Source organism: Nocardioides jiangsuensis (assembly GCF_019679455.1).
Classification (GTDB): Bacteria; Actinomycetota; Actinomycetes; order Propionibacteriales; family Nocardioidaceae; genus Nocardioides_C; species Nocardioides_C jiangsuensis.
Genome location: NZ_JAIEZQ010000002.1, coordinates 13,891 through 36,133, shown reverse-complemented (window position 1 = coordinate 36,133; position 22,243 = coordinate 13,891). Strand labels below are relative to the sequence as shown.

At 71.8% G+C, this 22,243-nt stretch carries 22 protein-coding genes and 3 tRNA genes; 19 read left to right on the top strand and 6 right to left on the bottom strand.

Going from position 1 to position 22,243, the window contains the following annotated elements; all coding sequences use genetic code 11:
• Positions 1 to 77 precede the first annotated feature (77 nt).
• Positions 78 to 518: an SRPBCC family protein gene (locus K1X13_RS08595; RefSeq protein WP_221024689.1), complete on the top strand. Its 441-nt coding sequence runs from the start codon at positions 78 to 80 to the stop codon at positions 516 to 518.
• A 94-nt stretch (positions 519 to 612) separates the two neighbouring features.
• A complete protein-coding gene (locus K1X13_RS08590) occupies positions 613 to 1,044 on the top strand; it encodes a DUF5709 domain-containing protein (protein WP_221024688.1) in 432 nt (143 codons plus the stop codon).
• A gap of 183 nt (positions 1,045 to 1,227) precedes the next feature.
• On the opposite strand, the gene K1X13_RS08585 is transcribed toward K1X13_RS08590, so the two are convergent.
• The gene (locus tag K1X13_RS08585; RefSeq protein WP_221024687.1) at positions 1,228 to 2,712 is read right to left on the bottom strand and encodes an NAD(P)/FAD-dependent oxidoreductase; all 1,485 of its coding nucleotides are present in this window, start codon (positions 2,710 to 2,712) and stop codon (positions 1,228 to 1,230) included.
• A 146-nt stretch (positions 2,713 to 2,858) separates the two neighbouring features.
• Between K1X13_RS08585 and K1X13_RS08580 the strand changes: the two genes are divergently transcribed.
• Positions 2,859 to 4,256: a mycothione reductase gene (locus K1X13_RS08580; RefSeq protein WP_221024686.1), complete on the top strand. Its 1,398-nt coding sequence runs from the start codon at positions 2,859 to 2,861 to the stop codon at positions 4,254 to 4,256.
• Here the strand turns inward: K1X13_RS08580 and K1X13_RS08575 are convergent.
• Positions 4,186 to 6,024, bottom strand: a complete 1,839-nt coding sequence (locus K1X13_RS08575; RefSeq protein WP_308249464.1) for an alkaline phosphatase D family protein — start codon at positions 6,022 to 6,024, stop codon at positions 4,186 to 4,188. The two genes, K1X13_RS08580 and K1X13_RS08575, sit on opposite strands and share 71 nt — an antisense overlap.
• A 46-nt stretch (positions 6,025 to 6,070) precedes the next feature.
• Between K1X13_RS08575 and K1X13_RS08570 the strand changes: the two genes are divergently transcribed.
• The 7 genes from K1X13_RS08570 to K1X13_RS08540 all read left to right on the top strand — a co-directional run bounded on the left by K1X13_RS08570 (position 6,071) and on the right by K1X13_RS08540 (position 10,286).
• Positions 6,071 to 6,442: a nuclear transport factor 2 family protein gene (locus K1X13_RS08570; protein ID WP_221024685.1), complete on the top strand. Its 372-nt coding sequence runs from the start codon at positions 6,071 to 6,073 to the stop codon at positions 6,440 to 6,442.
• Positions 6,443 to 6,490: 48 nt separating this feature from the next.
• Positions 6,491 to 7,318 carry a DUF1206 domain-containing protein gene (locus K1X13_RS08565; protein ID WP_221024684.1) on the top strand — a complete coding sequence of 276 codons (828 nt, stop codon included), beginning with the start codon at positions 6,491 to 6,493 and terminating at the stop codon, positions 7,316 to 7,318.
• Positions 7,308 to 7,859: a GNAT family N-acetyltransferase gene (locus tag K1X13_RS08560; RefSeq protein ID WP_221024683.1), complete on the top strand. Its 552-nt coding sequence runs from the start codon at positions 7,308 to 7,310 to the stop codon at positions 7,857 to 7,859. The genes K1X13_RS08565 and K1X13_RS08560 overlap by 11 nt, the downstream gene beginning before the upstream one ends.
• A gap of 80 nt (positions 7,860 to 7,939) precedes the next feature.
• Positions 7,940 to 8,593 (top strand): ion channel, encoded by a 654-nt coding sequence (locus K1X13_RS08555; protein WP_221024682.1) that lies wholly within the window; start codon positions 7,940 to 7,942, stop codon positions 8,591 to 8,593.
• 3 nt (positions 8,594 to 8,596) lie between these two features.
• Positions 8,597 to 9,538 carry an ATP-binding protein gene (locus tag K1X13_RS08550; RefSeq protein ID WP_221024681.1) on the top strand — a complete coding sequence of 314 codons (942 nt, stop codon included), beginning with the start codon at positions 8,597 to 8,599 and terminating at the stop codon, positions 9,536 to 9,538.
• Positions 9,535 to 9,957: a fluoride efflux transporter FluC gene (locus K1X13_RS08545; RefSeq protein ID WP_221024680.1), complete on the top strand. Its 423-nt coding sequence runs from the start codon at positions 9,535 to 9,537 to the stop codon at positions 9,955 to 9,957. Before K1X13_RS08550 ends, K1X13_RS08545 begins: the two co-directional genes overlap by 4 nt.
• Entirely contained in the window at positions 9,954 to 10,286 is a 333-nt protein-coding gene (locus tag K1X13_RS08540) for a fluoride efflux transporter FluC (protein WP_221024679.1), read from the top strand. The genes K1X13_RS08545 and K1X13_RS08540 overlap by 4 nt, the downstream gene beginning before the upstream one ends.
• On the opposite strand, the gene K1X13_RS08535 is transcribed toward K1X13_RS08540, so the two are convergent.
• Positions 10,277 to 10,618, bottom strand: coding sequence for a metallopeptidase family protein (locus K1X13_RS08535; protein ID WP_221025965.1), 342 nt, complete (start codon positions 10,616 to 10,618; stop codon positions 10,277 to 10,279). The genes K1X13_RS08540 and K1X13_RS08535 overlap by 10 nt on opposite strands.
• A gap of 134 nt (positions 10,619 to 10,752) precedes the next feature.
• Between K1X13_RS08535 and K1X13_RS08530 the strand changes: the two genes are divergently transcribed.
• The 7 genes from K1X13_RS08530 to K1X13_RS08500 all read left to right on the top strand — a co-directional run bounded on the left by K1X13_RS08530 (position 10,753) and on the right by K1X13_RS08500 (position 18,364).
• Positions 10,753 to 10,825: transfer RNA gene (locus K1X13_RS08530), tRNA-Glu, on the top strand.
• 95 nt (positions 10,826 to 10,920) lie between these two features.
• Positions 10,921 to 10,994: transfer RNA gene (locus tag K1X13_RS08525), tRNA-Asp, on the top strand.
• Between the two features lie 154 nt (positions 10,995 to 11,148).
• On the top strand, positions 11,149 to 11,745 hold the full coding sequence (locus K1X13_RS08520; protein ID WP_221024678.1) for a malonic semialdehyde reductase: 597 nt from the start codon (positions 11,149 to 11,151) through the stop codon (positions 11,743 to 11,745).
• Between the two features lie 229 nt (positions 11,746 to 11,974).
• A tRNA-Phe gene (locus K1X13_RS08515) sits at positions 11,975 to 12,048 on the top strand.
• 234 nt (positions 12,049 to 12,282) lie between these two features.
• Complete coding sequence (locus K1X13_RS08510; protein WP_221024677.1) at positions 12,283 to 13,611, top strand: wax ester/triacylglycerol synthase domain-containing protein; 1,329 nt, start codon at positions 12,283 to 12,285, stop codon at positions 13,609 to 13,611.
• Positions 13,612 to 13,789: 178 nt separating this feature from the next.
• Positions 13,790 to 17,566: a SpoIIE family protein phosphatase gene (locus K1X13_RS08505; protein ID WP_221024676.1), complete on the top strand. Its 3,777-nt coding sequence runs from the start codon at positions 13,790 to 13,792 to the stop codon at positions 17,564 to 17,566.
• An 87-nt stretch (positions 17,567 to 17,653) separates the two neighbouring features.
• Positions 17,654 to 18,364, top strand: a complete 711-nt coding sequence (locus K1X13_RS08500) for a spermidine synthase (protein WP_221024675.1) — start codon at positions 17,654 to 17,656, stop codon at positions 18,362 to 18,364.
• Between the two features lie 33 nt (positions 18,365 to 18,397).
• On the opposite strand, the gene K1X13_RS08495 is transcribed toward K1X13_RS08500, so the two are convergent.
• Entirely contained in the window at positions 18,398 to 19,075 is a 678-nt protein-coding gene (locus K1X13_RS08495) for a helix-turn-helix transcriptional regulator (protein ID WP_221024674.1), read from the bottom strand.
• A 93-nt stretch (positions 19,076 to 19,168) separates the two neighbouring features.
• On the opposite strand from K1X13_RS08495, the gene K1X13_RS08490 reads away from it, so the two are divergent.
• A complete protein-coding gene (locus K1X13_RS08490; protein WP_221024673.1) occupies positions 19,169 to 19,612 on the top strand; it encodes a hypothetical protein in 444 nt (147 codons plus the stop codon).
• The gene (gene folE, locus K1X13_RS08485) at positions 19,609 to 20,250 is read left to right on the top strand and encodes a GTP cyclohydrolase I (RefSeq protein WP_221024672.1); all 642 of its coding nucleotides are present in this window, start codon (positions 19,609 to 19,611) and stop codon (positions 20,248 to 20,250) included. The genes K1X13_RS08490 and folE overlap by 4 nt, the downstream gene beginning before the upstream one ends.
• A 31-nt stretch (positions 20,251 to 20,281) precedes the next feature.
• On the opposite strand, the gene K1X13_RS08480 is transcribed toward folE, so the two are convergent.
• Together K1X13_RS08480 and K1X13_RS08475 are read right to left on the bottom strand one after the other, a co-directional pair.
• Positions 20,282 to 21,292: a metallophosphoesterase family protein gene (locus K1X13_RS08480; RefSeq protein WP_221024671.1), complete on the bottom strand. Its 1,011-nt coding sequence runs from the start codon at positions 21,290 to 21,292 to the stop codon at positions 20,282 to 20,284.
• 93 nt (positions 21,293 to 21,385) lie between these two features.
• On the bottom strand, positions 21,386 to 22,243 hold the full coding sequence (locus tag K1X13_RS08475) for a DUF2177 family protein (protein WP_221024670.1): 858 nt from the start codon (positions 22,241 to 22,243) through the stop codon (positions 21,386 to 21,388).

The following is a 22,243-nucleotide window of genomic DNA, read 5'->3' as shown; positions in this document are numbered from 1 at the left end:
GCCGACGGGCGGGCCGGTGCCGTACGGCGGTCCGCCGCGGTCGTCGGGGCCGCCGTACCGGGTGCGAGACTGGCCGCATGGGACTGGATGTGAACGCGGAACGGGTCATCGCGATGCCCCCGGTGCAGGTGGCCGGCTACGCCATGGACTGGCGGCACGACCACGAGTGGACGCAGGGCATCAAGGAGGCCTCGCTGACCCGGGAGGCACCCGGAGGCGGCTTCGGTCTCGGCGCGCAGGTCACCCGCACGGCGTACTTCCTGGGCAAGCGGATCGACTACGTGCTCGAGGTGACCGGCTACGACCCGCCGGCGCTGCTCGACATGCGCTCGGTGTCCGGGCCGATGCCGATGCACGTCACCTACCGGTTCGAGCCGCACGAGCGGGGCACCAGGGCGGAGATCCGGGTCCGCGGCGACGCGAGCACCTACTACAAGGTGGCCGGTCCCGTGATGGGCGCGATGGTGCGCCGCAACATCGGCAAGGACCTGCGCGACCTGGAGACCCGGCTCACCTGACCGCGGCACATGCCGGGGCCCCGATCGGGCACTGGCCCCGCCCGAACGAACGTGACACGAGGGCATCGGCCCGAGACGACCTGGAGGGTAGGACATGAGCGAGAACACCCCCGAGAACGGCGAGATCTACGGCGAGTACAGCGTCGACGACGAGACGCAGCTGCAGGCCGAGGACACCCTGGTCGACCGCGGCGTCGAGGACACGCTCGACGAGGGGTACACCGCGCCGGAGAGGTGGTCGGCCGGCGAGGGGTTCGGCAACACGCCGTACGAGGAGCTGGTCGGCGAGACGCTCGACCAGCGGATCGCCCAGGAGGAGCCCGAACCGGACCCGTACGAGCTGGCGGCCACCGAGGGCGAGAACGTCGGCGGCGAGGTCGGGGACGCCCGGTCCGGGAGGCTCGTCGCGGAGGACGAGGGGCTCACGGAGGACACGGAGGCGGACCTCGTCGCGGAGGACGTGGGCATCGACGGCGCCGGCGCGAGCGCCGAGGAGGCCGCCGTACACGTCATCGACGAGGAGTAGCCCCCGCGTTCAGACGTCACCCGTGCGGTGTTGAGAGGTCAGTCGTACCGCGTTCAGACGTCAGTCGTACGGCGCGAGAGGTCACTCGTTCGGCCCACCCTGGGGACAACCCGGAACGACTGACGTCTCGACGCCGACGGACTGACGCGTCAACGCCGAACGAGTGACCTCTCAACGAGAGGGTCAGGAGGAGGTGCGGCCGGCCTCGGCTCGTTCGGCCTCCGCCGCCCTCCTCCGCTCTGCCTGGGAGAGCTCGGCGTTGGCGCGCTCGTCCTCCGCCTTCTTCGTCAGCTCGATCATCGCGCGGGCCGCGTCGAACGCCCCGGGCGGCGTGACCAGGTCGGCCGCCCCGCGTTCGAGCCGGTTCAGCGCCGCGCGGGCGAAGATCTGCTGCTCGGTGGTGGTCCGCTCGGACCGGCCGCGGCCGATGAAGCTCACGAACCAGTGCAGCAGCGCCGTCACGCGGTTCTTGAACCCGGTGATGTAGACCAGGTGCACCGCGAGCCACATGAACCACGCGATCACGCCGGTCAGCCGCAGCTTGCCCACCATCGCGACCGCCCGGAAGCGGGAGATGATCGCCATGCTGCCCTTGTCGAAGTACTCGAACGGACCCTGCGGACTCCTGCCGTTGATCCGGTTGTCGATCTCCTTGGCGGCGTACTTGGCGCCCTGGATCGCCACCTGCGCGACACCGGGCAGCCGGTCGAGGCTGATCATGTCGCCCACCACGAACACCTCGGGGTGCCCGGGCAGGGTGAGGTCGGGGTTGACCGAGATCCGGCCGGCCCGGTCGAGGGCGGCCCCGGTCTGCTCCGAGAGCGTCCTGCCCAGCGGGCTGGCCGAGACGCCGGCCGCCCAGATCTTGGTGACCGCGTCGATCCGGCGACGGGTGCCGTCCTTGTCCTGCACCTCGAGCCCGCGCTCGTCGACGTCGACGACCATCGCGCCGAGCTGGACCTCGATGCCGAGCTTCTCGAGCTCGCGCTGCGCCTTGCCGCCGAGCTTCTCCCCGAACGGCGGCAGCACCTGCGGCGCGGCGTCGAGGAGCACGACCCGGGCCTCGCGGGTGTTGATCCGCCGGAAGTCCTTGCGCAGCGTGCGGTGCGCGAGCTCGGCGATCTGGCCGGCCATCTCCACGCCGGTCGGGCCGGCGCCGACGACCACGAACGTGAGCAGGTGGTCGATCTCCTCGTCCTCGTCGGCGAGCTCGGCGAGCTCGAACGCGCCGAAGATCCGGCCGCGGAGCTCGAGCGCGTCGTCGATGCTCTTCATGCCCGGCGCGTACTCGGCGAAGTGGTCGTTGCCGAAGTAGGACTGGCCGGCACCCGCGGCGACGATCAGCGAGTCGTACGGCGTCACGGTCTCGCGGCCGAGGACGTGGTGGGTGACCGTCTTCGCGGTCAGGTCGACCTCGGTGACCTCGCCCAGGAGCACCCGGGCGTTCTCCTGCGACGCGAGCACCTCACGGGTCGGCGGGGCGATCTCGCCCTCGGAGAGGATGCCGGTGGCCACCTGGTAGAGCAGCGGCTGGAAGAGGTGGTGCGTGGTCTTCGCGATCATCGTCACGTCCACGTCGGAGCGACGGAGCGCCTTGGTGCCGAACAGACCACCGAAGCCTGAGCCGATCACCACAACCTTGTGCCGGTCCGGGACGACCTCTGTCATCGTGCTTACCTCTCCACGTAGCTTGCTGCGGGGCGTACGCCCACTCTTCCCATTGTCGTGCCTCCCTAGACACAACACACCCCGCGTCTCGCGCATGCCCCTCCAGGAATGACCTGGCTCACAACGGGTCCGGCAGGATGGGTCGCGTGACCCACTACGACCTCGCGATCATCGGCAGCGGCTCGGGCAACTCCATCGTCGACGAAGCGTTCGCCGACCGGAAGGTCGCGATCCTCGAGAAGGGCACGTTCGGCGGCACCTGCCTCAACGTGGGCTGCATCCCGACCAAGATGTTCGTCTACCCCGCCGACCTCGCCGCCGAGGTCACCCATGCCCGCGACCTCGGCGTCGACCTGCGGCTCGAGGGGGTCCGCTGGCGGGAGATCCGCGACCGCATCTTCCGCCGGATCGACCCGATCTCCGTCGCCGGCCGCAGCTACCGCGCGGACCGTCAGGAGCACGTCACCCTCTACGAGGGCCACGCCCGGTTCACCGGCGACCGGACGATCGACACCGGGACCGGCGCGACGATCACCGCCGACCAGGTGGTGCTCGCCGCCGGCAGCCGGGCCGTCGTCCCCGAGATCGAGGGCCTCGACACGGTCGAGCACCACACCAGCGACACGATCATGCGCATCGACGACGTCCCCGGCCGGATCGCGATCATCGGCGGCGGCTTCGTGGCCGCGGAGTTCGCGCACATCTTCGGCTCCTTCGGCAGCGAGGTCACCCTCGTCAACCGCTCCGAGGCGCTGCTGCGCGCGGAGGACGCCGACGTCTCGCACCGGTTCACCGAGCTCGCGCAGCGCCGCTGGGACGTCCGGCTCGACACCACCACCGAGAAGGTCGAGGCGTACGACGGGGGCATCCGGCTGCACCTGCGCACCGACGGCGCGACCTCGGTCCTCGACGTGGACACCCTGCTCGTCGCCACCGGCCGGACCTCCAACGCCGACGGTCTCGACCTGCACCGCACCGGCGTGGAGGTCGACGCCACCGGCCTGGTCGTCGTCGACGAGCACCAGCGCACCACCGCGCGCGGGATCTGGGCGCTCGGCGACATCTCCAACCGTTACCAGCTCAAGCACGTCTCCAACCAGGAGGCGCGGGTGGTGCGGCACAACCTGCTGCACCCCGACGACCTCATCCGCGCCGACCGCGACGTGGTGCCCAGCGCGGTCTTCACCTCACCGCAGGTGGCCAGCGTCGGGATCACCGAGGAGGAGGCCCGCGAGCGTGGCGTCCGCTACGTCACCGCGCGCCGGGCGTACGGCGACACCGCCTACGGCTGGGCGATGGAGGACCACGCGAGCTTCGCGAAGGTGCTCGTCGACCCCGACACCGGGCTGCTGCTCGGCGCGCACATCCTCGGCGCGCAGGCGTCGAACCTGATCCAGCCGCTGATCCAGGCGATGAGCTTCGGCCAGACCGCCGCGGACGTCGCCCGCGGGCAGTACTGGATCCATCCCGCGCTCAGCGAGGTCGTAGAGAACGTGCTGCTCGGAACCGCCGAAGCCGCCCCTTCACCCTCGACGCGCGGCTGAGCCGCCGCGGCCGCCCGGGCCGGATCAGCACCGAGGCCACCTCGTCGAGCTCGGGGTTCAGGTGGTCGCCGCCGGTGACCACGCCGGTGTACCAGGCCATCGCGAGGCCCTTCGGCGTCTCCTCGAGCACCGCGAGGTTGTTGTCGAACCACGGCCCCTGCACCGAGCGCCACCGGAACGGCGGGTCCGGCACGTGCGCCGAGCGGGCAGCCACGGTGCCCATCGGCCCGGCAAGCCCGTAGGACAGGATCGCGGTCGCGAAGCGCATGTAGCGGGGCAGCGGGTTGCGGATCGGGGAGCACACCGCCTGCACGATCCGGCTCCGCCGTCCGGTACGGCGCCGGGCCGGCTCGACCCCGCCGACCGCGCCGCCCCCGTCGCCCCCGTCGCCCTCCGCACGACCGCGCCGGCGGCCGCCGACCTTGTGCACCTCCGAGACGTAGGAGTGGTGCACGTCCCCGGACAGGAACGTCACCGTCTCCGGGGCGGGCCCGCGCTCGCCGTACGCCACCGACAGCGCCATCTCCGCGACCTCCGCGAAGCCGCGCTGGAACGCCGCCCAGTGCTCGAGGTCCACGACCTGCCGGATGTGCTCGCCGACCCAGGACCCGAACCGGCCCCAGGCGCCGTTGACCAGCGCCTCGTTCCACGCCTCGAGGTGGTGCAGGCCCGGCGAGAGCAGGAACGGCAGCGACGTGCCGACCAGCAGGTGCCGGAACCCGCCCTGCATCTGCTCGTCGAGCCAGGCCATCTCGGTGTCGTCGAGGATCGACCGGTGCCCCGGGGTCAGCACCCGCGCCGCGCGGGAGTCGACCACCACGAGCCGGACGTCGTCGAAGTCGCGGGCGTAGCTCCAGCGGTAGGTCTCCGGCTCCTGGTCGACCCGCTCGGCGAACTTGTCGAGCGTCTCGGTGATGTCGAGCTCGTCGGTGCCGTCCCAGGCGGCGATCCGCTGCCACAGCTCGTCCTGCGCGCGCTCGGCCGGGGAGAGGTTCCCGAGGTGCTGGTAGACCCAGTACGAGCCGAGCCCCGAGACGATCCGCTCGTGCCACCAGGAGGTGGCCTCCATCTTCTCCCGCCACGACCGGGAGGTGTTCCAGTCGTCCCGGATGTCGTGGTCGTCGAAGATCATCAGGCTCGGCAGCGTGGACAGCAGCCACCGGTTCGCCGGGTCGGTCCAGGCCAGCCTGTAGAGGTGGGCGTACTCCTCGTAGTCCTTGAGCTCCTCCCACGGCGGCTCGCCGGTGTCGCGACGGGACTCGATGAACTCCTTCATCTCCGCGGTGGTCTCGTCGGCGTACACCTGGTCGCCGAGGAACAGCACGAGGTCGGGCCACCGCTCGTGGTCCGGTCCGCTCTCGCCGCGGGCCATCCGCAGCGCGTAGCTGCGCATCGCGTCGACGCCGTGGGTCTTGTTGCCCTTCGCGTCGTGGGACACGCTCGTGCGGCAGGACCCGAACGCCATCCGCAGCGGCTTGCCCGGCCGCATCGTGGCGATCACGCTCGCGGGGTTGTCCGACCCGGCGTCCGGCCACACCGGCGTACCGTCCACCTCCACCGTGTAGGCCTCGATGCTGCCCGGCTGGAGCCCGACCACCTCCACCAGCGCGTAGTGGTGGCCGTGGGCGGCGAAGGTCCGGGCCTCCCAGGAGCGGCCGGCGGCCCGTACGACGACCCGGGCGGCGTCACGGGTCTCCACCCAGACCGCGGCGGAGGTCGCGTCGACGTACCTGAGCAGCGGACCGAGGACGAGTGGTGGCTGAGTCACAGGGACTGTTGTACGCCCTCGCGCCGGGCGGCGCATACTTACCGCCATGAGCGACCCCGCCGCAGCCCTCCAGGAATGGCACGACGCCGTCAACGCCGGAGACGTCGACGCGGCGGTGGCGTGCTGCACCGAGGACGTCGCGATCGCCGGGCCCCGCGGCATCGGGCACGGCCACGACCTGGTGCGCGGCTGGCTCACCCGCTCGGGCATCCGGCTGGAGCCGCAGGAGCCGCTGGTGGAGGCCGACGGCCGGTTCGTGGTCCGCGAGGTCGCCCGGTGGACCACCGCCGGAGCACCCCAGGGGGCCCCGCTCGAGCCGACCGAGACCTGGTGCGTGTTCACCGTCACGGACGGCAAGGTCGCCTCCATCGCGAGATTTGAATCTCCCGCGGACATCCCCGCGCCCGCGAACGGGTAGAAGGGACTCGGCCCCAGGTCGGGGCCCGTCTGACGAAAGGCACACCCCATGAACGCCGCTGACGTGGCTGCGAAGAAGTCTGCGTTCGGCCGGAAGGCCGACGACAGCAACCTGCTCGACCACGCGGTGCGGGTGGGGCTGGTCGCGTACGGGGTCGTGCACCTGCTGATCGCCTGGGTCGCGATCCAGCTCGCCCTCGGCAGCGAGGAGGGCTCCGCCTCCAGCGACGGCGCGCTGAGCCAGCTCGCCCAGAGCCCGTTCGGGGACCTGCTGCTCTACGTCGTCGCCGGCGGCTTCGGCGCCCTCGTGGTCTGGCAGCTGATCGAGGTCGTCGCCGGGCACCGCGAGCACGACGGCGGCAAGCTGGTCGCCAAGCGGGCCGGCTCCGCGCTCAAGGTGGTGCTCTACGGCTCGCTGGGCGTCAACGCCCTGAAGATCGCGATCGGTGGCGGCTCCGACGGCGGCGGCACGGACACGACGACCGCGAAGATCATGGCGATGCCGTTCGGCCCGGTCCTGGTCGGCCTGGTCGGCCTGGGCGTGCTGGCCTACGGCGGCCGGCTCATCTACCGCGGGCTGAGCGAGGGCTTCAAGAAGCACCTCGAGGTCGAGGGCCACACCGGGTACGACGGGCGCGCGTTCCTCCTGTTCGGCAAGGTCGGCTACGTGTCCAAGGGGCTGGCTCTGCTCGTCGTCGCCGGCCTGTTCCTGTGGGCGGCGTGGTCGCACGACCCGCAGAAGTCCGGCGGCCTGGACCAGGCCCTGCACGAGGTGCTGCAGCAGCCGTTCGGCGTGCCCGTGCTCATCGCGATGGGGATCGGCATCGGCTGCTACGGGCTGTTCTGCTTCGCCTGGGCGCGACACCTTGACCGCTGACGCGGACCCGGCCGGCCGGGCGGAGCTGGAGACCGGGCGCTGCCTGCTCCGGAGCTGGACGCCCGCCGACGAGACCCGGGTGCTCGACATCTACTCCCGCTGGACGGTCGCGAGGTGGCTCGGCAGCACGCCGCAGCCGATGGAGGACCCAGCGGAGGCGGCCCGGCTCGTGGCCCGCTGGGACGAGCTGAACCGCTCCGAGCCGGTCGCGCGCCGCTGGGCGGTGGAGCGGAGGGACGACGGCCTGCTCCTCGGCGCGGTGATCCTGGTCCCGCTGCCGGACGGCGACGGCGAGTTCGAGGTGGGCTGGCACTTCCACCCCGACGCGTGGGGGCACGGCTACGCCACGGAGGCCGCCCGGGCCGCGATCGCCTGGGGCTTCGCACGTGGTCTGGACGAGATCTGGGCCGTCGTACGCCCCGACAACACGCCCTCGCTCGCGGTGTGCGCCCGGGCCGGGATGACCCCGCACGGCCGCACCACGCGCTACTACCAGGCCGAGCTCGAGCTGTTCCACGTCCGGCGACCCGAGCGCGGATGACCCCCTCCCCGGGGACCGTGACGCGGGCCACCACCGGGCGGGTGCGCCCCCGGCCCGGGCCGTGGGGCTAACCTCCTGCTATGCGTGTCGTGGCGGCGGTGAGGCAGACCCCCTGCGGGTTGCTGCTCCTGGCGCAGCTCCTCGGCGTCCTGCTCTACCCCTTCATGGAGACCTCGTCGGCCGGACGGGCCGCCTTCGCGGTCTTCGGCATCCTGGTGCTCGCTCTCGCGGTCCTGGCGATCCGGGCGACGCCGTTCCTGTCCTGGGTCAGCGTGCTGATCGCCGCCCCGGCGATGGTGCTGCTCGGCGTCCAGGTGTTCACCTCGCAGGGCGACCTGTTCGCGTGGTCGGCCGGCTTCGAGGCGGTGCTGTACTTCTACGCCGCGTTCAGCATGCTCGCGTACATGCTCGAGGACACCCGGGTCACCACCGACGAGCTGTTCGCGATCGGTGCGGTGTTCACGCTGATGGCCTGGGGGTTCGCCTACGTGTACGTCGTCCTCCAGGCGCTCCAGCCGGGCAGCTTCGCGCCCACCGATGGCGGCCCGCAGACCTGGATGGACCTGCTGTTCCTGTCGTTCACCACCCTGTCGAGCACCGGACTCTCCGACATCTACCCGGTGACCGGGCACGCCCGCAGCGTGATGATGCTCGAGCAGGTCGCCGGCGTGTTCTACATCGCGATGGTGGTCACCCGGCTGGTCGGGCTCAACGCCGCACGAGCGAGGGTGTGAGCGATGCCGCTCAACCGTGAGGCGATCCCGCTCGATGCCGACCCGGCCTCGGTCAAGAAGGCGCGCGACTGGGTCTGCGACGTGCTCAACGGTCTGCACCGGGAGGACCTCGTGGACGCCGCCGAGCTCGGCGTCTCGGAGCTGGTCACGAACGCGATCCTGCACGGCGAGCCGCCGATCACGGTCCGGGTCCGGGGCACGCGCAACCACCCGCGGGTGGAGGTCGGCGACCGGTCCTCGCACCCGCCGGCGGTCAACGTGGGCATGACCTACGACGAGAACCTGCTCTCCACCATCGGCCGCGGGCTCGGCATCGTCGCGCTCTACTCCTCGGCCTGGGGCGCCGAGGTGGTCCCCGACGGCAAGACGGTCTGGTTCGAGCCGAGCAGCGAGCCCCGCCTCGAGGGCGACCTCACCGGGGACGTCTTCGACCTCGAGCGGTCCATCGCCGAGCGGCTCGCCGACACCGACACGGTCGACCTGGTCCCGGTACGACTGCTGGGCATGCCCGCGGTGCTCTTCGGACAGTTCCGCCGCCGCTACAGCGAGATGCGACGCGAGCTACGGCTGCTGGCCCTCGCGCACGGCGAGGACTACCCGGTCGCCAGCGAGCTCACCGAGGTGTTCCTCGAGGTGGAGCGGGAGCGGCGCCTGGCCCGCGGCGTGGACAGCCTCGACGCCGCGATCGAGCAGGGGCTCGAGCGGGTCGACCTCGACTACATGGTCCCGCTGTCCGCGGGCGAGACGATGGCCCGGTTGCAGGTCCTCCTGGAGCGGGCCGACGCGTTCTGCCGCGAGCAGCGCCTGCTCGTGCTCGCCGCCTCCCCGCTGCAGCTGGAGTTCCAGCGCTGGTACCTCGGCGAGTTCGTCCGGCAGATCGCCGGGGAGCCGCCCACGCCCTGGACCGGACCCACGTCGGAAGACCGCGCACCGGTCGTGTCGTGACCCCGCGCCACCCCCTGCACCTGACCGTCCTGCTCGCCGTGGCCGTCGGTGGCGCGCTCGGCGCCTGCGCACGCTACGGGCTGACCACGTGGTTCGAGCAGGGGCCCGGCTTCCCCTGGACCACGTTCGCGGTCAACGTCTCGGGCTCGTTCCTGCTCGCCCTGCTCCCCGGGATCCCCGCGGTACGCCGACAGCCGCTGCTGCCGCCGCTGCTCGGCACCGGTGTGCTCGGCGGCTACACCACCCTCTCGGCGTGGTCCGAGGAGACCCGCGCCCTCGTCGCGGACGGGTCGGCCGGGCTCGCCGCCCTCTACGCCGTGGGCACGCTGGCGGCCTGCCTGGGGGCGGTGGCGCTCGCCGACCGGTGGAGCACGCCGGACGCGCGGCACGAGTTCGAGGACGAGGAGGGCGACCTGTGACGCTGCTCCTCGTCGCGCTCGGCGCCGCGGTCGGCGCCCCGCTTCGCTACGTGGCCGCGCACCTGCTCGACGGGCGGCTGCACCACGGCACGATCCTGGTCAACGTCGTGGGCTCGCTGCTGCTCGGGATCTTCAGCGGCCTCGCCCTCGGCGACCACGCCATGGCGCTGCTCGGCGTCGGGTTCTGCGGCGCGCTCACCACCTACTCCGCGTTCGCGGTGCAGGTGCACGACCGCGGGCCCCGCCTGGGCGCGGCCACGGTCCTGCTGACCGCCGTACCGGCGCTCGGGCTGTGCGCACTCGGGTTCTGGCTGGGCGCTCAGCTGTAGCCGAGCTCGTGCAGCCGGTCGTCGTCGATGCCGAAGTGGTGGGCGATCTCGTGCACGACGGTGATCCGGACCTCCTCGACCACGTGGTCCTCGTCCTCGCAGAAGCGCAGCGTGGGGTTGCGGTAGATCGTGATCCGGTCGGGCATCACGCCGGCGTAGTGGGTGTCCCGCTCGGTCAGCGGCGTCCCGTCGTACAGCCCGAGCAGGTCGGGGTCCTCGGCCGGGGCGTCGTCCTCGACGAGCACGACGACGTTGTCGACCAGCGCGGCGAGCTCGTCGGGCACCTCGTCCAGGGCGTCGCTGACCAGCTCCTCGAAGCGCTCGCGGCTCATCTCGATCACGCCGCCATTGTGTCGCGGCGGTGTTCGCGGCGGCGCGGTGGTGTGATTTGGGGCCGTCCGGGGTGTGCCCTATGCTGTACCGGTCCCTGACGGTAGTCATGCCCGACGGCCATCTGGGTGTCCCAGCCCCCATCGTCTAGTGGCCTAGGACGTCGCCCTTTCACGGCGGTAGCACGGGTTCGAATCCCGTTGGGGGTGCGCAGTCCGCGCAGGCCACGGCCGATTCGGACGAATGGCGGTTGATGCGTTAGCATTCCACCGCTCGAGCAACACGGAAGAGCAGCAGCAAACGAGGCCCCGTAGCGCAGTTGGTTAGCGCGCCGCCCTGTCACGGCGGAGGCCGCGGGTTCGAGTCCCGTCGGGGTCGCAGATGAGGCGCCCTGGACTTAAGGTCCAGGGCGCCTCGCCCTTTCCCGGGCACGTCGTACGGCGGCCGCGACCCGCTGACCTGACGCAGCGATGTGCGACGGAACACAGCGACGTCCGGAATGATTGAACCGTCAACGACTGTTGAGGTGGCCATGACCGAGAACCTGGAACTCTCCGCCGAAGCCCAGAACCTGCTCTTCCGCGACGCCCGTACCGCCAACACCTTCTCCGACGAGCCGGTGACCGACGAGCAGATCGCCGCCATCTACGACCTGGTGAAGTACGCGCCGACCGCGATGAACACCCAGCCGCTGCGCATCGTGCTGGTCCGCGACGGCGAGCCCCGCGAGCGCCTTCTCAAGCACATGGCCGACGGCAACCGCGACAAGACCGCGAACGCTCCGCTGGTCGCGATCCTGGCCGCCGACACCGACTTCCACGAGCACCTCGGCCGCACCTTCCCGCACTTCCCCGGCGCCAAGGACCTCTTCGCAGACGACGCCGCGCGCGAACAGGCCGCGAAGTTCAACGCCACCCTCCAGGCCGGCTACTTCTTCCTCGGCGTCCGCGCCGCGGGCCTCGCCGCCGGTCCGATGGGCGGCTTCGACGCCGCCGGGATCGACGCGGACTTCTTCGACGGCACCACGCTGAAGTCGCTGATCGTCGTGAACATCGGCAAGCCCGGCGACAACCCGTGGTACGACCGCCTCCCCCGCCTCGCGCACGACGAGGTCGTCCTCGAGGCCTGAGCTCACCGCTCCCCCGACCGCCGGGTCCGCTGCCCTGTCCCCGTAGGGCCGGCGGGCCCGGCTTCTCTTTCGCCGGCGTACGACGACCACTCCGACGTGCACTCAAGGGCGACTCCGCCCTCCCGCAGGCTCAGCCCCGGCCGAGCCCGGGCCGACTGCACGTCGGACGGGTCGGCCCCGGACTCGATTCCTCGCTCCGTAGGCGACTGTTGTATCGTTTCCTGCGCTTGGGCAGGTAGCTCAGTTGGTACGAGCGTCCGCCTGAAAAGTGGAAGGTCGGCGGTTCGACCCCGCCCCTGCCCACAAGCAAAGCCGCAGGTCGGGCAACATGCCCGGCCTGCGGCTTCTTGTTGCCCGGACGGCTGACCGCCACTTCTGACCGCAACCGCCTCAGGCAAGACGCTCGCCGAGCCCGTGTCCTCGACCCTGAGGGCGCGAGTGGCGCGTCGGAACGTCCCCCCCAACAAGACCCTGGACATCCGCGCCTGCGTCTTGGTCTCGTAGAGGTGCGTGCTCACCACGGCGAGGGAGCTCACCATGACCGCGAACCCGACCCGGACGCCCCTGGGGATCGAGGATGCCCGGATCCTCGCGCTCGAGTCCGGCCCGATCCGCGGCCACACCCTGAAGGTGCTGGTACTCCGGGCCGCAGACAGCGAGCTGTCCGTGGCAGAGCTCCGCGCCCAGATGGCCGACCGGCTCCAGGGTCAGCGTCACTGGACAGAGCGGCTCGTCCCGGCACCCGAGGCGCCCTCGAGGCTGGCCTGGCAGGAGGACCCGGAGTTCGACATCGGCCGACAGGTTGGTGTCTGGCCGACCCAGGGACCGGTCGATGACGTCGCGTTGGCGGGCTGCGTTGCCGAGATCATGATGGCGCCGCTCGACCGAGGTGGGCCGCTGTGGAGGGTCGACGTCATCCCGAGGCTCGCGGACGGCGGCGCGGCCCTGGTCTGGAAGGTCCACCATTGCCTCGCCGACGGGCTCACCATCATGCGCGCCGGACCACGGCTGGTGTGGACTGAGCAGGGCGGGCCCCCTCCGGTTCCCAGGCAGCGACGTCCTCCGGCGCCGGGAGCACCCGCGCAACTCACCGCGGGGGCGCGGCTCGCGCGCGTGTTCGGCTACCGCGGGTTGATGATCCGCGAGTTCCGTCGGGTCTGGGGGTTGTCCCCGCTCGCCGGTGAGGTCGGTCCCGACCGCGTCACTGCCTTCGCGCAGTGCCGGCTGGACGAGCTCCACGCGCTCGGCAAGGCCGTCGGACCGGAGGTGACCGTCAATGACGTGCTTCTCTCCATCGTCACCGGTGCCCTCAGGAGGTGGTTGGAGGACCGGGGCGGCGCAGCCACGCGGGCACTGAAGGTGCAGGTGCCGGTCAGCATGCACGCCGAGGACGGCTTGGGCGATACCGCGGGGAACCGCGACTCGTTCCTGCTCTTCCGTCTCCCCGTCGGGGAGAGGGACCCCGTCGCGCGGGTGCGGGCGGTCGCCCGCGCCACCGGCCGGCGGAAGAACCGCCATGACGCCCGGGCGATCTACGCGCTTCGCGAGTCGCTGTCACACGCACCACCCCGGGTTCGGCACCATCTGCAGCACGTCGTCCAGGGCTCCCATGAGTACTCCTTGAGCATCTCCAACGTCCCAGGTCCGCGCGGACCGATCCAGGTGCTCGACCGGCACGTCGAAGCCCTGTACTCCTTCGCCGAGCTCGCGCCTCATCACGGCTTGCGGATCGCCGCCGTGTCCCTCGAAGGATCGCTGTTCATCGGGTTTCTCGCGGACCGACACCTGTTTCCCGACCTCGACGGCCTCGCCGCGGGCGTCCCGGTAGAGGTCGGTGAGCTGCGCACGCGACTGCGGGTCGCCTGAGACATCGCGTCGTCCACGCCCCGTTGCCCGCACTCACGCACCAGCCGCAGGTCAGGCCCCTTGCGGGAAGCTGTCGATCCGTCCCGCTCCCTCACGCGCGCGCCACCCCTAGACTCGAACGGGTCGGGGGCAAGCGGCGCGGCCGGCCCGGGGTCGGGTGCGAGGGAGGGGTACGTGCATGCGCGCCATGCTCGAGCGCAGCGGGGAGATCGGTCGCGACCTCCTCGCCGTGGACTGGGCGGCGACGCCGCTCGGCCCGCCCGACGGGTGGCCGCGCAGCCTCCAGACGGTGGTCCGCATGCTCATCACCTCGCGCTTCTCCATGTGGATGGCCTGGGGCCCGGAGCTCACCTTCTTCTGCAACGAGGCCTACCGCCGCGACACCCTCGGCAAGAAGTACCCGTGGGCGCTCGGCAAGCCCGCCTCGGTGGTGTGGTCCGAGGTCTGGCACGACGCCGGCTCGCGCATCCAGCACGTGCTGAGCACGGGTGAGGCGACCTGGGACAAGTCGCTGCAGCTGTTCCTGGAGCGCAGCGGCTACGTGGAGGAGACGTACCACACCTTCTCCTACAGCCCGCTCGCCGACGACCAGGGCACGGTCGCGGGCATGCTCTGCGTGGTCACCGAGGACACGCAGGAGGTCATCGGGCACCGGCGGATGGGCGCGCTGCGCGACCTCGGTGCCAGGACGGCCACCAAGCTCGGCGCGGACGAGGCGGTGGCCCAGGCCTGCCGCCAGCTCGCGGCCTCCCCCGAGGACCTGCCGTTCACGCTGGTCTACCTCCTCGACGGGGAGTCCGGCGCCGCCCACCTGGCCGGCAGCACGGGCTTCAAGGGCGACCACATGGCGGCCCCGGCCGACCTGGTGCCGGACAGCCCCGACGCGGTCTGGCCCGCCCTACCCACGCTCGACGGCCGGACCGTCGTGGTCGACGACCTCGAGCGCCGGTTCGCCGACCTGCCCACCGGCTGCTGGCCGGAGCCGCCGCTGAGCGCCGTCCTCCTGCCCCTGGCGCAGAGCAGCCAGGCGCCGCCGTACGGCTTCCTGGTCGCCGGCATCAACCGGTACCGGCCGCTCGACGACGGCTACCGCGACTTCCTCGAGCTGCTGGCAGGCCAGCTCGCCGGCACCATCAACGACGCCCGCGCCTTCGACTTCGAGCGGCAGCGCGCCGAGACGCTCGCCCAGCTCGACCGGGCCAAGACCGACTTCTTCACCAACATCAGCCACGAGTTCCGGACCCCGCTCACGCTCCTGCTGGGGCCGGCCGAGGACGCGCTCTCCGACGCCGACCAGCCGCTGCCGGACCGTCAGCGCGGCCGGGTGGACGTGATCCTGCGCAACGGCCAGCGTCTGCTGAAGCTCGTCAACACCCTGTTGGACTTCTCGCGGCTGGAGTCCGGACGCCTCGAGGCCCACTTCGAGCCACTCGACCTGGCCGCCTACACGCGGGAGCTGGCGGCGATGTTCGACGCCGCGGCCGAGCGGCTCGGGCTGACCCTGACCGTCGACTGCCCTCCGCTCCCCGAGGAGGTGTACGTCGACCGTGACCTCTGGGCGAAGATCGTGCTGAACCTGCTGTCGAACGCGCTGAAGTTCACCTTCACCGGAGGCATCAGTGTCCGCCTGCACGCGGAGGGCCACGAGGCGGTCCTCACGGTCACCGACACCGGCACCGGCATTCCTCCCGGCGAGCTGCCGCACCTCTTCGAGCGCTTCCACCGCGTGCACGGCGCAGCCTCCCGGACCCACGAGGGCTCCGGCATCGGCCTGGCCCTGGTGTCCGAGCTCACCGGGCTGCACGGCGGCCACGTCGCCGCGGAGAGCAGGCTGGGTGTCGGCAGCACCCTGACGGTGCGGATCCCCTTCGGTACGGCCCACCTCGACGCGGGGTCGGTGGCACGGCGCAGCGGCGACGGCACCGCCTCCGCGCTGCGCGACGCCCAGGGCTTCCTCGAGGAGGTGACGCACCTGGCCGACGGCGCCCGCGGGGAGTCCGTGCCCGTGCCGCGAGCCACGCCGCGCGGAGACGTCCCGCGGATCCTCGTGGTCGACGACAACGCCGACATCCGGGACTACGTGGTGAACCTGCTGGCGGAGGACTACCGGGTGGACACGGCAGTGGACGGCGCCGACGGCCTGGCCAAGGCCCGGGACAGCGTGCCCGACCTGGTCCTCACCGACGTGATGATGCCGCGGATGGACGGTTTCGAGCTGCTCGCGGCGCTGCAGGAGGACCCGCTCACCCTCGGTGTCCCGGTGGTCATGCTCTCCGCGCGGGCCGGCGAGGAGGGAATGCTCCAGGGCCTCGACGCGGGAGCCGACGACTACCTGATCAAGCCGTTCACCGGCCGGGAGCTGCTGGCCAGGGTGCGCGCCAACCTCGAGCTGGACCGGGCCCGTCGGGTGCGGCGCCAGCTCGAGCGCAGCCGGTCCCTGCTCGACCAGGCCCAGCGGCTGGCCCAGGTCGGCAGCTGGGAGATCGATCTGCGCACCGGCGGGCTGGAGGTCTCGGACGAGTTCCTGCGGATCGCCGGGCGGAGCCGGGAGGTCCTGGCCGAGATGGTCTACCCCGATGTCGTGCTCGAGCTGGTGCACCCCGAGGACCGACAGCCGGTGCGGGACGCGCTGGACGCCGGTCTCGCCGGAGCGGACATCTCCTACGAGGCTCGGATGCTGCTCCCCGACGGACGCAGCGTGCTGGTCGCCGTGCACGCCGAGGTGGTCCACGACGGCGAGGGTCACCCGGAGCTGATCCGCGGGTCGGTGCAGGACATCACCGAGCGCCGGGCCGCCGAGGAGGCGCTCTCGCTCGCGGCCGCGAACGCCGAGGCGGCCGCCCGCGAGCACGCGATCGCCGACCAGCTGCAGCGCAGCCTGCTTCCCCGGCTCACCGTCGACCTCGAGCACCTCGAGGTCGCGACCTACTACCGCGCCGGCGTCGAGGGAACCCAGGTCGGCGGCGACTGGTACGACGTGATCGAGCTCGGCGCGGGCCGGACCGCCCTCGTGGTCGGCGACGTCATGGGCCGCGGGGTGCAGGCCGCGGCGGTGATGGGTCAGCTGCGTGCGGCGATCCGGGCCTACGCGCGGCTCGACCTGCCGCCCGCCGACGTCCTCGAGTTCCTCGACGGCATCGTCCGCGAGCTCGGGGAGAACCAGATCGTCACCTGCCTGTACGCCGTCTTCGACCCGGCCGACCGGACGCTCCGGATGGCCAACGCCGGCCACCTGCCTCCGATCCTGGTGGGGCCGGACCGGGTGTCGCAGATCCTGTGGGGCGCCGAGGACCCGCCGCTCGGCGCGGGACCGTTCACGCTCACCCAGCAGGACGTCAAGCTCGACGCGGACTCGCTGGCGGTGCTCTACACCGACGGCCTCGTGGAGCGGCGCGGGGAGGACCTCGAGCACGGCGTGCACGCGCTCGCTCGCCTCGCCAGCGAGATGGAAGAGCCCACCGCGGGGATGCCCGAGCGTCTGGTGCAGGCGCTGCTGCCCGACGGACCGGACGACGACGTGGCCGTACTGGTGGCCCGCGTCGACCCGCCGGAGGGCGAGCACGGCCTCGTCCAACGGTTCGAGGCGACCGAGAGCTCAGTCCTCGAGGCGCGTCACCTGGTCGCGCGCCACCTCGCCGAGAGGGCGGTGCCGCGCACGCTCATCGACGAGGCCGTGCTGACCACGAGCGAGCTGCTGACGAACGCCATCGTGCACGGGGTCGGTCCCATCGACGTACGACTGCGCACCAACGACCGGGAGGTGCTCATCGAGGTGCAGGACCGCGCCACCTTCCAGCCCCGCAAGCTCCGGCCGACCTCGGAGGACGAGCACGGACGCGGCCTGCAGATCGTCGCCGCGCTCGCGAAGCGGTGGGGCACCCGCGCCACCGAGGACGGCAAGTCGGTGTGGTGCCTCCTGGCCGCCGACACCAGCCAGGAGCCGGACGCCGACTGAGGGCGACGTCCGCCGACCTCGGCTGCTCCGGGAACGGGTAGGGTCAGCCGCTCGACACCCGCCCCAGCCCACGAGGAGGCTGCTCCGATGGGTCTGCGTTTCGAGGAGCTCGACTGGCAGGAGACCCCGATGGGGCCGATCAGCCTGCGCCGTCGCGTGGAGCCGTCGCTCCGGGTCGACGTCTACGAGGTCAAGCTCGGCGAGGAGTTCCTCATGTCGAGCCTGTTCACCGTCGCCGAGGTCGAGCTGGCCCGCCTCGGGCTGGCCGAGACCTCCGGGACGGGCCTCGACGTCCTCGTCGGCGGCCTGGGCCTGGGGTACACCGCGGCGACGACGCTGGAGGACTCCCGGGTCGCGTCGCTCACCGTCGTCGAGGCGCTCCCCCAGGTGATCGACTGGCACGAGCGCCGGCTGCTCCCCGACACGGCCGGCCTCACGGCGGACCCGCGGACCCGACTGGTGCAGGGGGACTTCTTCGCCCTGGCGCGCGGAGCCACCGGCTTCGGCACCGGTACGCCGGAGCGTTTCCACGCCATCCTGCTGGACGTCGACCACACCCCCGACCACGTCCTGCACCCGAGCCACGCGCACTTCTACACGGCCGAGGGCCTGCGGGAGCTGCAGCGCTACCTGCAGCCGGGCGGTGTCTTCGCGCTCTGGTCCGACGACCCGCCGGACGACGCGTTCATGGCCGTGCTCCGGGAGGTCTTTCCCTCCGGCGAGGCGCACCTGGTCTCGTTCCCGAACCCGCTCACGGGCGGGGAGTCGTCGAACAGTGTCTACGTCGCCGCGTCGTAAGCAGGGCCGCCCGGACCGCGACGGTGCTCGGGTTCAGCCGTGGACCCTGACGCAGCAGAACCCGGCCTGCGGCGCGAGCTCGGCGGTGACCTCGCGGACACCGAGCCCTTCGAGGACCGAGCCGATGAGCGCGAGGTTCATCCCGCAGACCAGCTCGGTGTGCTCGGCGGCCAGCCGGTCGAACGGGCAGTTCGCCAGGCAGATCTCGCCGTGGGAGATCCGGGGTTCGTAGCCGTGGCCGGCCAACACGGCCGCCGCGCGCTCCAGGTCACCACCCGTTCCACCCGCGGCGTCGGTGGCGATACGCCGACCCTCGTTCCGCGCCGCGTCGCGCACCGCCTCCGTGATGGGCACGTCTTCACCTGCCGACCTGTCGATCGCGGCGGCCAGGACCTGCCCGGCCAGGTCGTAGCGGCGCTCGGGCAGGGAGACGGAGAGCTGCCGGGACGAACGCAGGTAGAGCTTCGACGGTCGGCCCGCGCCCGGACCGGTCCTACCGGACAGACGACGGAACGTCACCTCCAGCAGACCCTCGTCGACGAGCCGGTCGAGGTGGAACTTCACCGAGTGAAGCGGCAGATCGACCGCGGTCGCCGCCTGCTCGCGGCTCACGGCGTCGGGCTGGGCCGCGACGTACAGGTAGAGAGCCCGGCGCGCGGGCTCCACCAGCGCGCCGACCCCGGCCACCTGTTCGGCCAGCTCGTCCGACACGATGACATACTTTCTAAAAGAGAAGTCTATTGACGAAACAGCGAGAGCGTTCTAACGTCAACAGCATATCTTTTTAGAGACCGGGAGACCACCATGACCCACCTCCGCTTCCTCCACTCGCCGGCAACCCCCGCCGTCATGGCCGGCAACGTTCGCCAGGCGTTCCTGCTTCTCCGCACCGTCTTCACGGTCGCACCCATCGTGTTCGGCCTCGACAAGTTCCTCGGCCGGCTGACCGACTGGGAGCAGTACCTTGCCCCCTGGGTGAACGGGATCGTCCCGGGTGACGCTCACCAGGCGATGCTCGCCGTGGGGGTCGTCGAGGTCCTGGCCGGCGTCCTGGTCGCCGTACGACCCGCGATCGGCGGCTACGTGGTGGCCGCCTGGCTGCTGGGCATCATCGTCAACCTCGTCACGATGGGCGCCTACCTCGACGTGGCCCTGCGTGACGTCGGCCTCCTGGCCGGTGCGCTCGCGCTGGCGCGGCTGGCCTCGCCCACCCTCACGGCGCCCCCGACTGCTCGGGACGCCCGGTGACTCCGCGCACCGACGCCGTTGCCGCCCGCGAGTCGGACGGTCCCGCCGTCGTCTCGTGGCGGCCCCGGGTGGTGCACGATGCAGCGCCAGTGGACCTCGCCCTGGCCGAGAAGGCGGCCGCCGACCTGCTCGCCGCCCTCGGCCAGCCCGTCGACGGCCCCGACATGGCCGAGACGCCTCGGCGGATGGCACACGCCTACGCCGAGATGCTCACAGCCGGCGCCTTCGACTTCACCACCTTCGCCAACTCCGAGGGGTACGACGAGCTGGTGCTCGTCGAGGACATCCCGGTGCGGTCGGTGTGCGAGCACCACATGCTGCCGTTCGTAGGCGTGGCACATGTCGGCTACCTGCCCGCCGAACGGATCCTCGGCCTGTCGAAGTTCGCACGGGTGGTGGACCACTTCAGCCACCGCGCGCAGACGCAGGAGCGGTTGACCAAGCAGATCGCGGAGCACCTCGAGCGCCAGCTCGCACCACGCGGTGTCGGTGTCGTGATCGAGGCCCAGCACACCTGCATGAGCCTGCGGGGAGTCCGCGCGGTCGGCGCCCGGACGGTCACCTCGGCTCTCTTCGGCGCCCTCCGGGACAACCCCTCCTCACGCGCGGAGTTCCTCTCGCTGACCCGCAGGCGCTGAGGAGGCGAGACGCCCGGAGCCTTTCGAGCGGCTACCGACCGATGGCGAACGCGTCGATGACCTCCCCGGACTGGTCGATCGCCTTCCCGACGATGCGCTTCTCGTGGAAGACCAGCTCGAGGAAGTGCAGCGTGGAGGTGCTGACCGCGGTGAAGTCCTCCTCGCCCGCGGGACGCAGCTTGGCGCCGCCGCCGGAGACGACGTAGACCACGTCGTCGATCGGCTCCGAGCGCTGGTAGTCGTGGTCGTGCCCGGCCAGGACCAGCGGCACGTCGTACTCCTCGAAGAGCGGCACCCAGTGCTCCTGGACCGACTCGTCGGAGCCGTGCTCGCCGGCGGAGTACGCCGGTCGGTGCATCGCAGCGACGGTCCACGTCCCCGGCGGCTGTGGCTCCGCGAGCGTGTCCTCGAGCCACTCGAGCTGTTCCGGGTCGTCGATGCGTTCGGAGTCCAGGGCGACGACGCGCACCGTTCCGATCTGCTCGACGTACCACGAGCGGTCCCGGCCGAGCGCGGCCAGGATCTCGTCCTGCTCGTCGCTCTCGTAGTCGTGGTTGCCGAGCACGGGCACCAGCTCGGTACCGTCCTCGACCAGCGGCGCGAACGGTTCCGTGACCCGATCGTCGACAAGCTCCGCGTCACCGTCCTCATAGACGAGGTCGCCAAGGAGGACGAGAGCCTCGTACGGCTCACCGTCGCGAGTCTGGTCCACCATCTCCTGCACCGTGGCGAGCTGGGCGTCGTCGCCGGTCCCGGTGTCCCCGACGGCGGCGATCCGGGTCACGGGTGGCCTGGTGGGGGTCGGCGACTCTCCGCCGTCCGGCGAGGGTGAGCCCGTCGGCGAGGACGGCGACTCGCTCGGCAGGGAGGGCGAGGGCGAGGGCTTGGGCAGGGAGGACACGGACGGCCTGTCCCCGCCGGCGGGCCTGGACGGGGGCGCCGAGGACGGCGGGGTCAGGCGACCCGCCAGCAACGCGAAGACGGTCACGGCGACGAACAGCGCCAGCACGACGCCGAGGACGATGGCCCGGTTCCCGTTCACCCGCTCAGTCTGCGGCAGACGTGGCGGGCTTGTGGCCGGAATGCCGGCCGCCAGTCACCGGGCCGCGCCGGTCGCCGGGCCGGGCCCGGCCGGTCACGCAGTGCCGGCGACCGCGTGGGAGGCGCAACGCTCGCGCTCCTGCTCGGTCAGCGCACGCGGCTCCCCCGTGGCGCGGTCCCGCAGCACCACGACCACCCGGGCCTGTGCGACGGTCCGTCCGCCCCGGGCCAGCATCGTCTCGCGCAGGGTGAGGCTGGTCCGTCCCGTCCGCTCGACCGCGTGCCGCACGGTCACCCCCTCGTCGTCGAGCGCGAGCGAGCTCCGGTAGTCGATCTCCACACGGGCCACGACGTACGAGCCCGGGTCGTCGAGCTCGAGCACCCGCCGGAACCACCCGGTGCGCGCCTCGTCGAGGAAGGTGAGGTACTCCGCGTGGTAGACGTGCCCGAAGGCGTCGAGGTCGCGGAACCGGAGGTCGAACCACACGTCCGCGGCGCTCTCGCGCGCAGGCCGGGCAGCCTCCCGAGGAGGCCGCTCGAGCCGGCGTACGACGAGCGTGGTGAGCCCGCTGACCGACGCCGCCAGCGCCGCACCCCACGCCAGGTCGACCGGGACCAGCGACGCCGGGAAGCCGTCAAGCACCGCGAGGTTCGTCAGGTCCCAGGTCGCGTAGGCGACCAGCCCGAAGAACGCCCCCGACCCGACGGCCCGGCGCACCCCGCCCCCGCCGCGCGCCAGCGCCGGCAGGACCACGAAGTGCACCAGGCCGGCCACGAACAGCAGGTAGAACGCCACGGCGGCGCCGGGGCGCGGCGGGTCGGCGAGCAGGACGCCCAGCTCGCGCCGGTACAGGTCGGCGGCGATGTAGCCCAGCCACACCAGGTCGAGCAGGGTGAGCAGGACGGCGGCGACACCGAAGGCGAGGAGGCGGGTGCGCAGCGGGCCGGCCAT

Excerpts from the sequence above, each read along its gene's own strand:
- K1X13_RS08535 (WP_221025965.1), bottom strand. The coding sequence starts at position 10,618 with ATGAGCCGCGAGCGCTTCGAGGAGCTGGTCAGCGACGCCCTGGACGAG.
- K1X13_RS08565 (WP_221024684.1), top strand. The coding sequence starts at position 6,491 with ATGAACGCCGCTGACGTGGCTGCGAAGAAGTCTGCGTTCGGCCGGAAG.
- K1X13_RS08595 (WP_221024689.1), top strand. The coding sequence starts at position 78 with ATGGGACTGGATGTGAACGCGGAACGGGTCATCGCGATGCCCCCGGTG.
- K1X13_RS08505 (WP_221024676.1), top strand. The coding sequence starts at position 13,790 with ATGCGCGCCATGCTCGAGCGCAGCGGGGAGATCGGTCGCGACCTCCTC.
- K1X13_RS08520 (WP_221024678.1), top strand. The coding sequence starts at position 11,149 with ATGACCGAGAACCTGGAACTCTCCGCCGAAGCCCAGAACCTGCTCTTC.
- K1X13_RS08500 (WP_221024675.1), top strand. The coding sequence starts at position 17,654 with ATGGGTCTGCGTTTCGAGGAGCTCGACTGGCAGGAGACCCCGATGGGG.
- K1X13_RS08475 (WP_221024670.1), bottom strand. The coding sequence starts at position 22,243 with ATGGCCGGCCCGCTGCGCACCCGCCTCCTCGCCTTCGGTGTCGCCGCC.
- K1X13_RS08550 (WP_221024681.1), top strand. The coding sequence starts at position 8,597 with ATGCCGCTCAACCGTGAGGCGATCCCGCTCGATGCCGACCCGGCCTCG.
- K1X13_RS08555 (WP_221024682.1), top strand. The coding sequence starts at position 7,940 with ATGCGTGTCGTGGCGGCGGTGAGGCAGACCCCCTGCGGGTTGCTGCTC.
- K1X13_RS08585 (WP_221024687.1), bottom strand. The coding sequence starts at position 2,712 with ATGACAGAGGTCGTCCCGGACCGGCACAAGGTTGTGGTGATCGGCTCA.
- K1X13_RS08490 (WP_221024673.1), top strand. The coding sequence starts at position 19,169 with ATGACCCACCTCCGCTTCCTCCACTCGCCGGCAACCCCCGCCGTCATG.
- K1X13_RS08590 (WP_221024688.1), top strand. The coding sequence starts at position 613 with ATGAGCGAGAACACCCCCGAGAACGGCGAGATCTACGGCGAGTACAGC.
- K1X13_RS08570 (WP_221024685.1), top strand. The coding sequence starts at position 6,071 with ATGAGCGACCCCGCCGCAGCCCTCCAGGAATGGCACGACGCCGTCAAC.
- K1X13_RS08510 (WP_221024677.1), top strand. The coding sequence starts at position 12,283 with ATGACCGCGAACCCGACCCGGACGCCCCTGGGGATCGAGGATGCCCGG.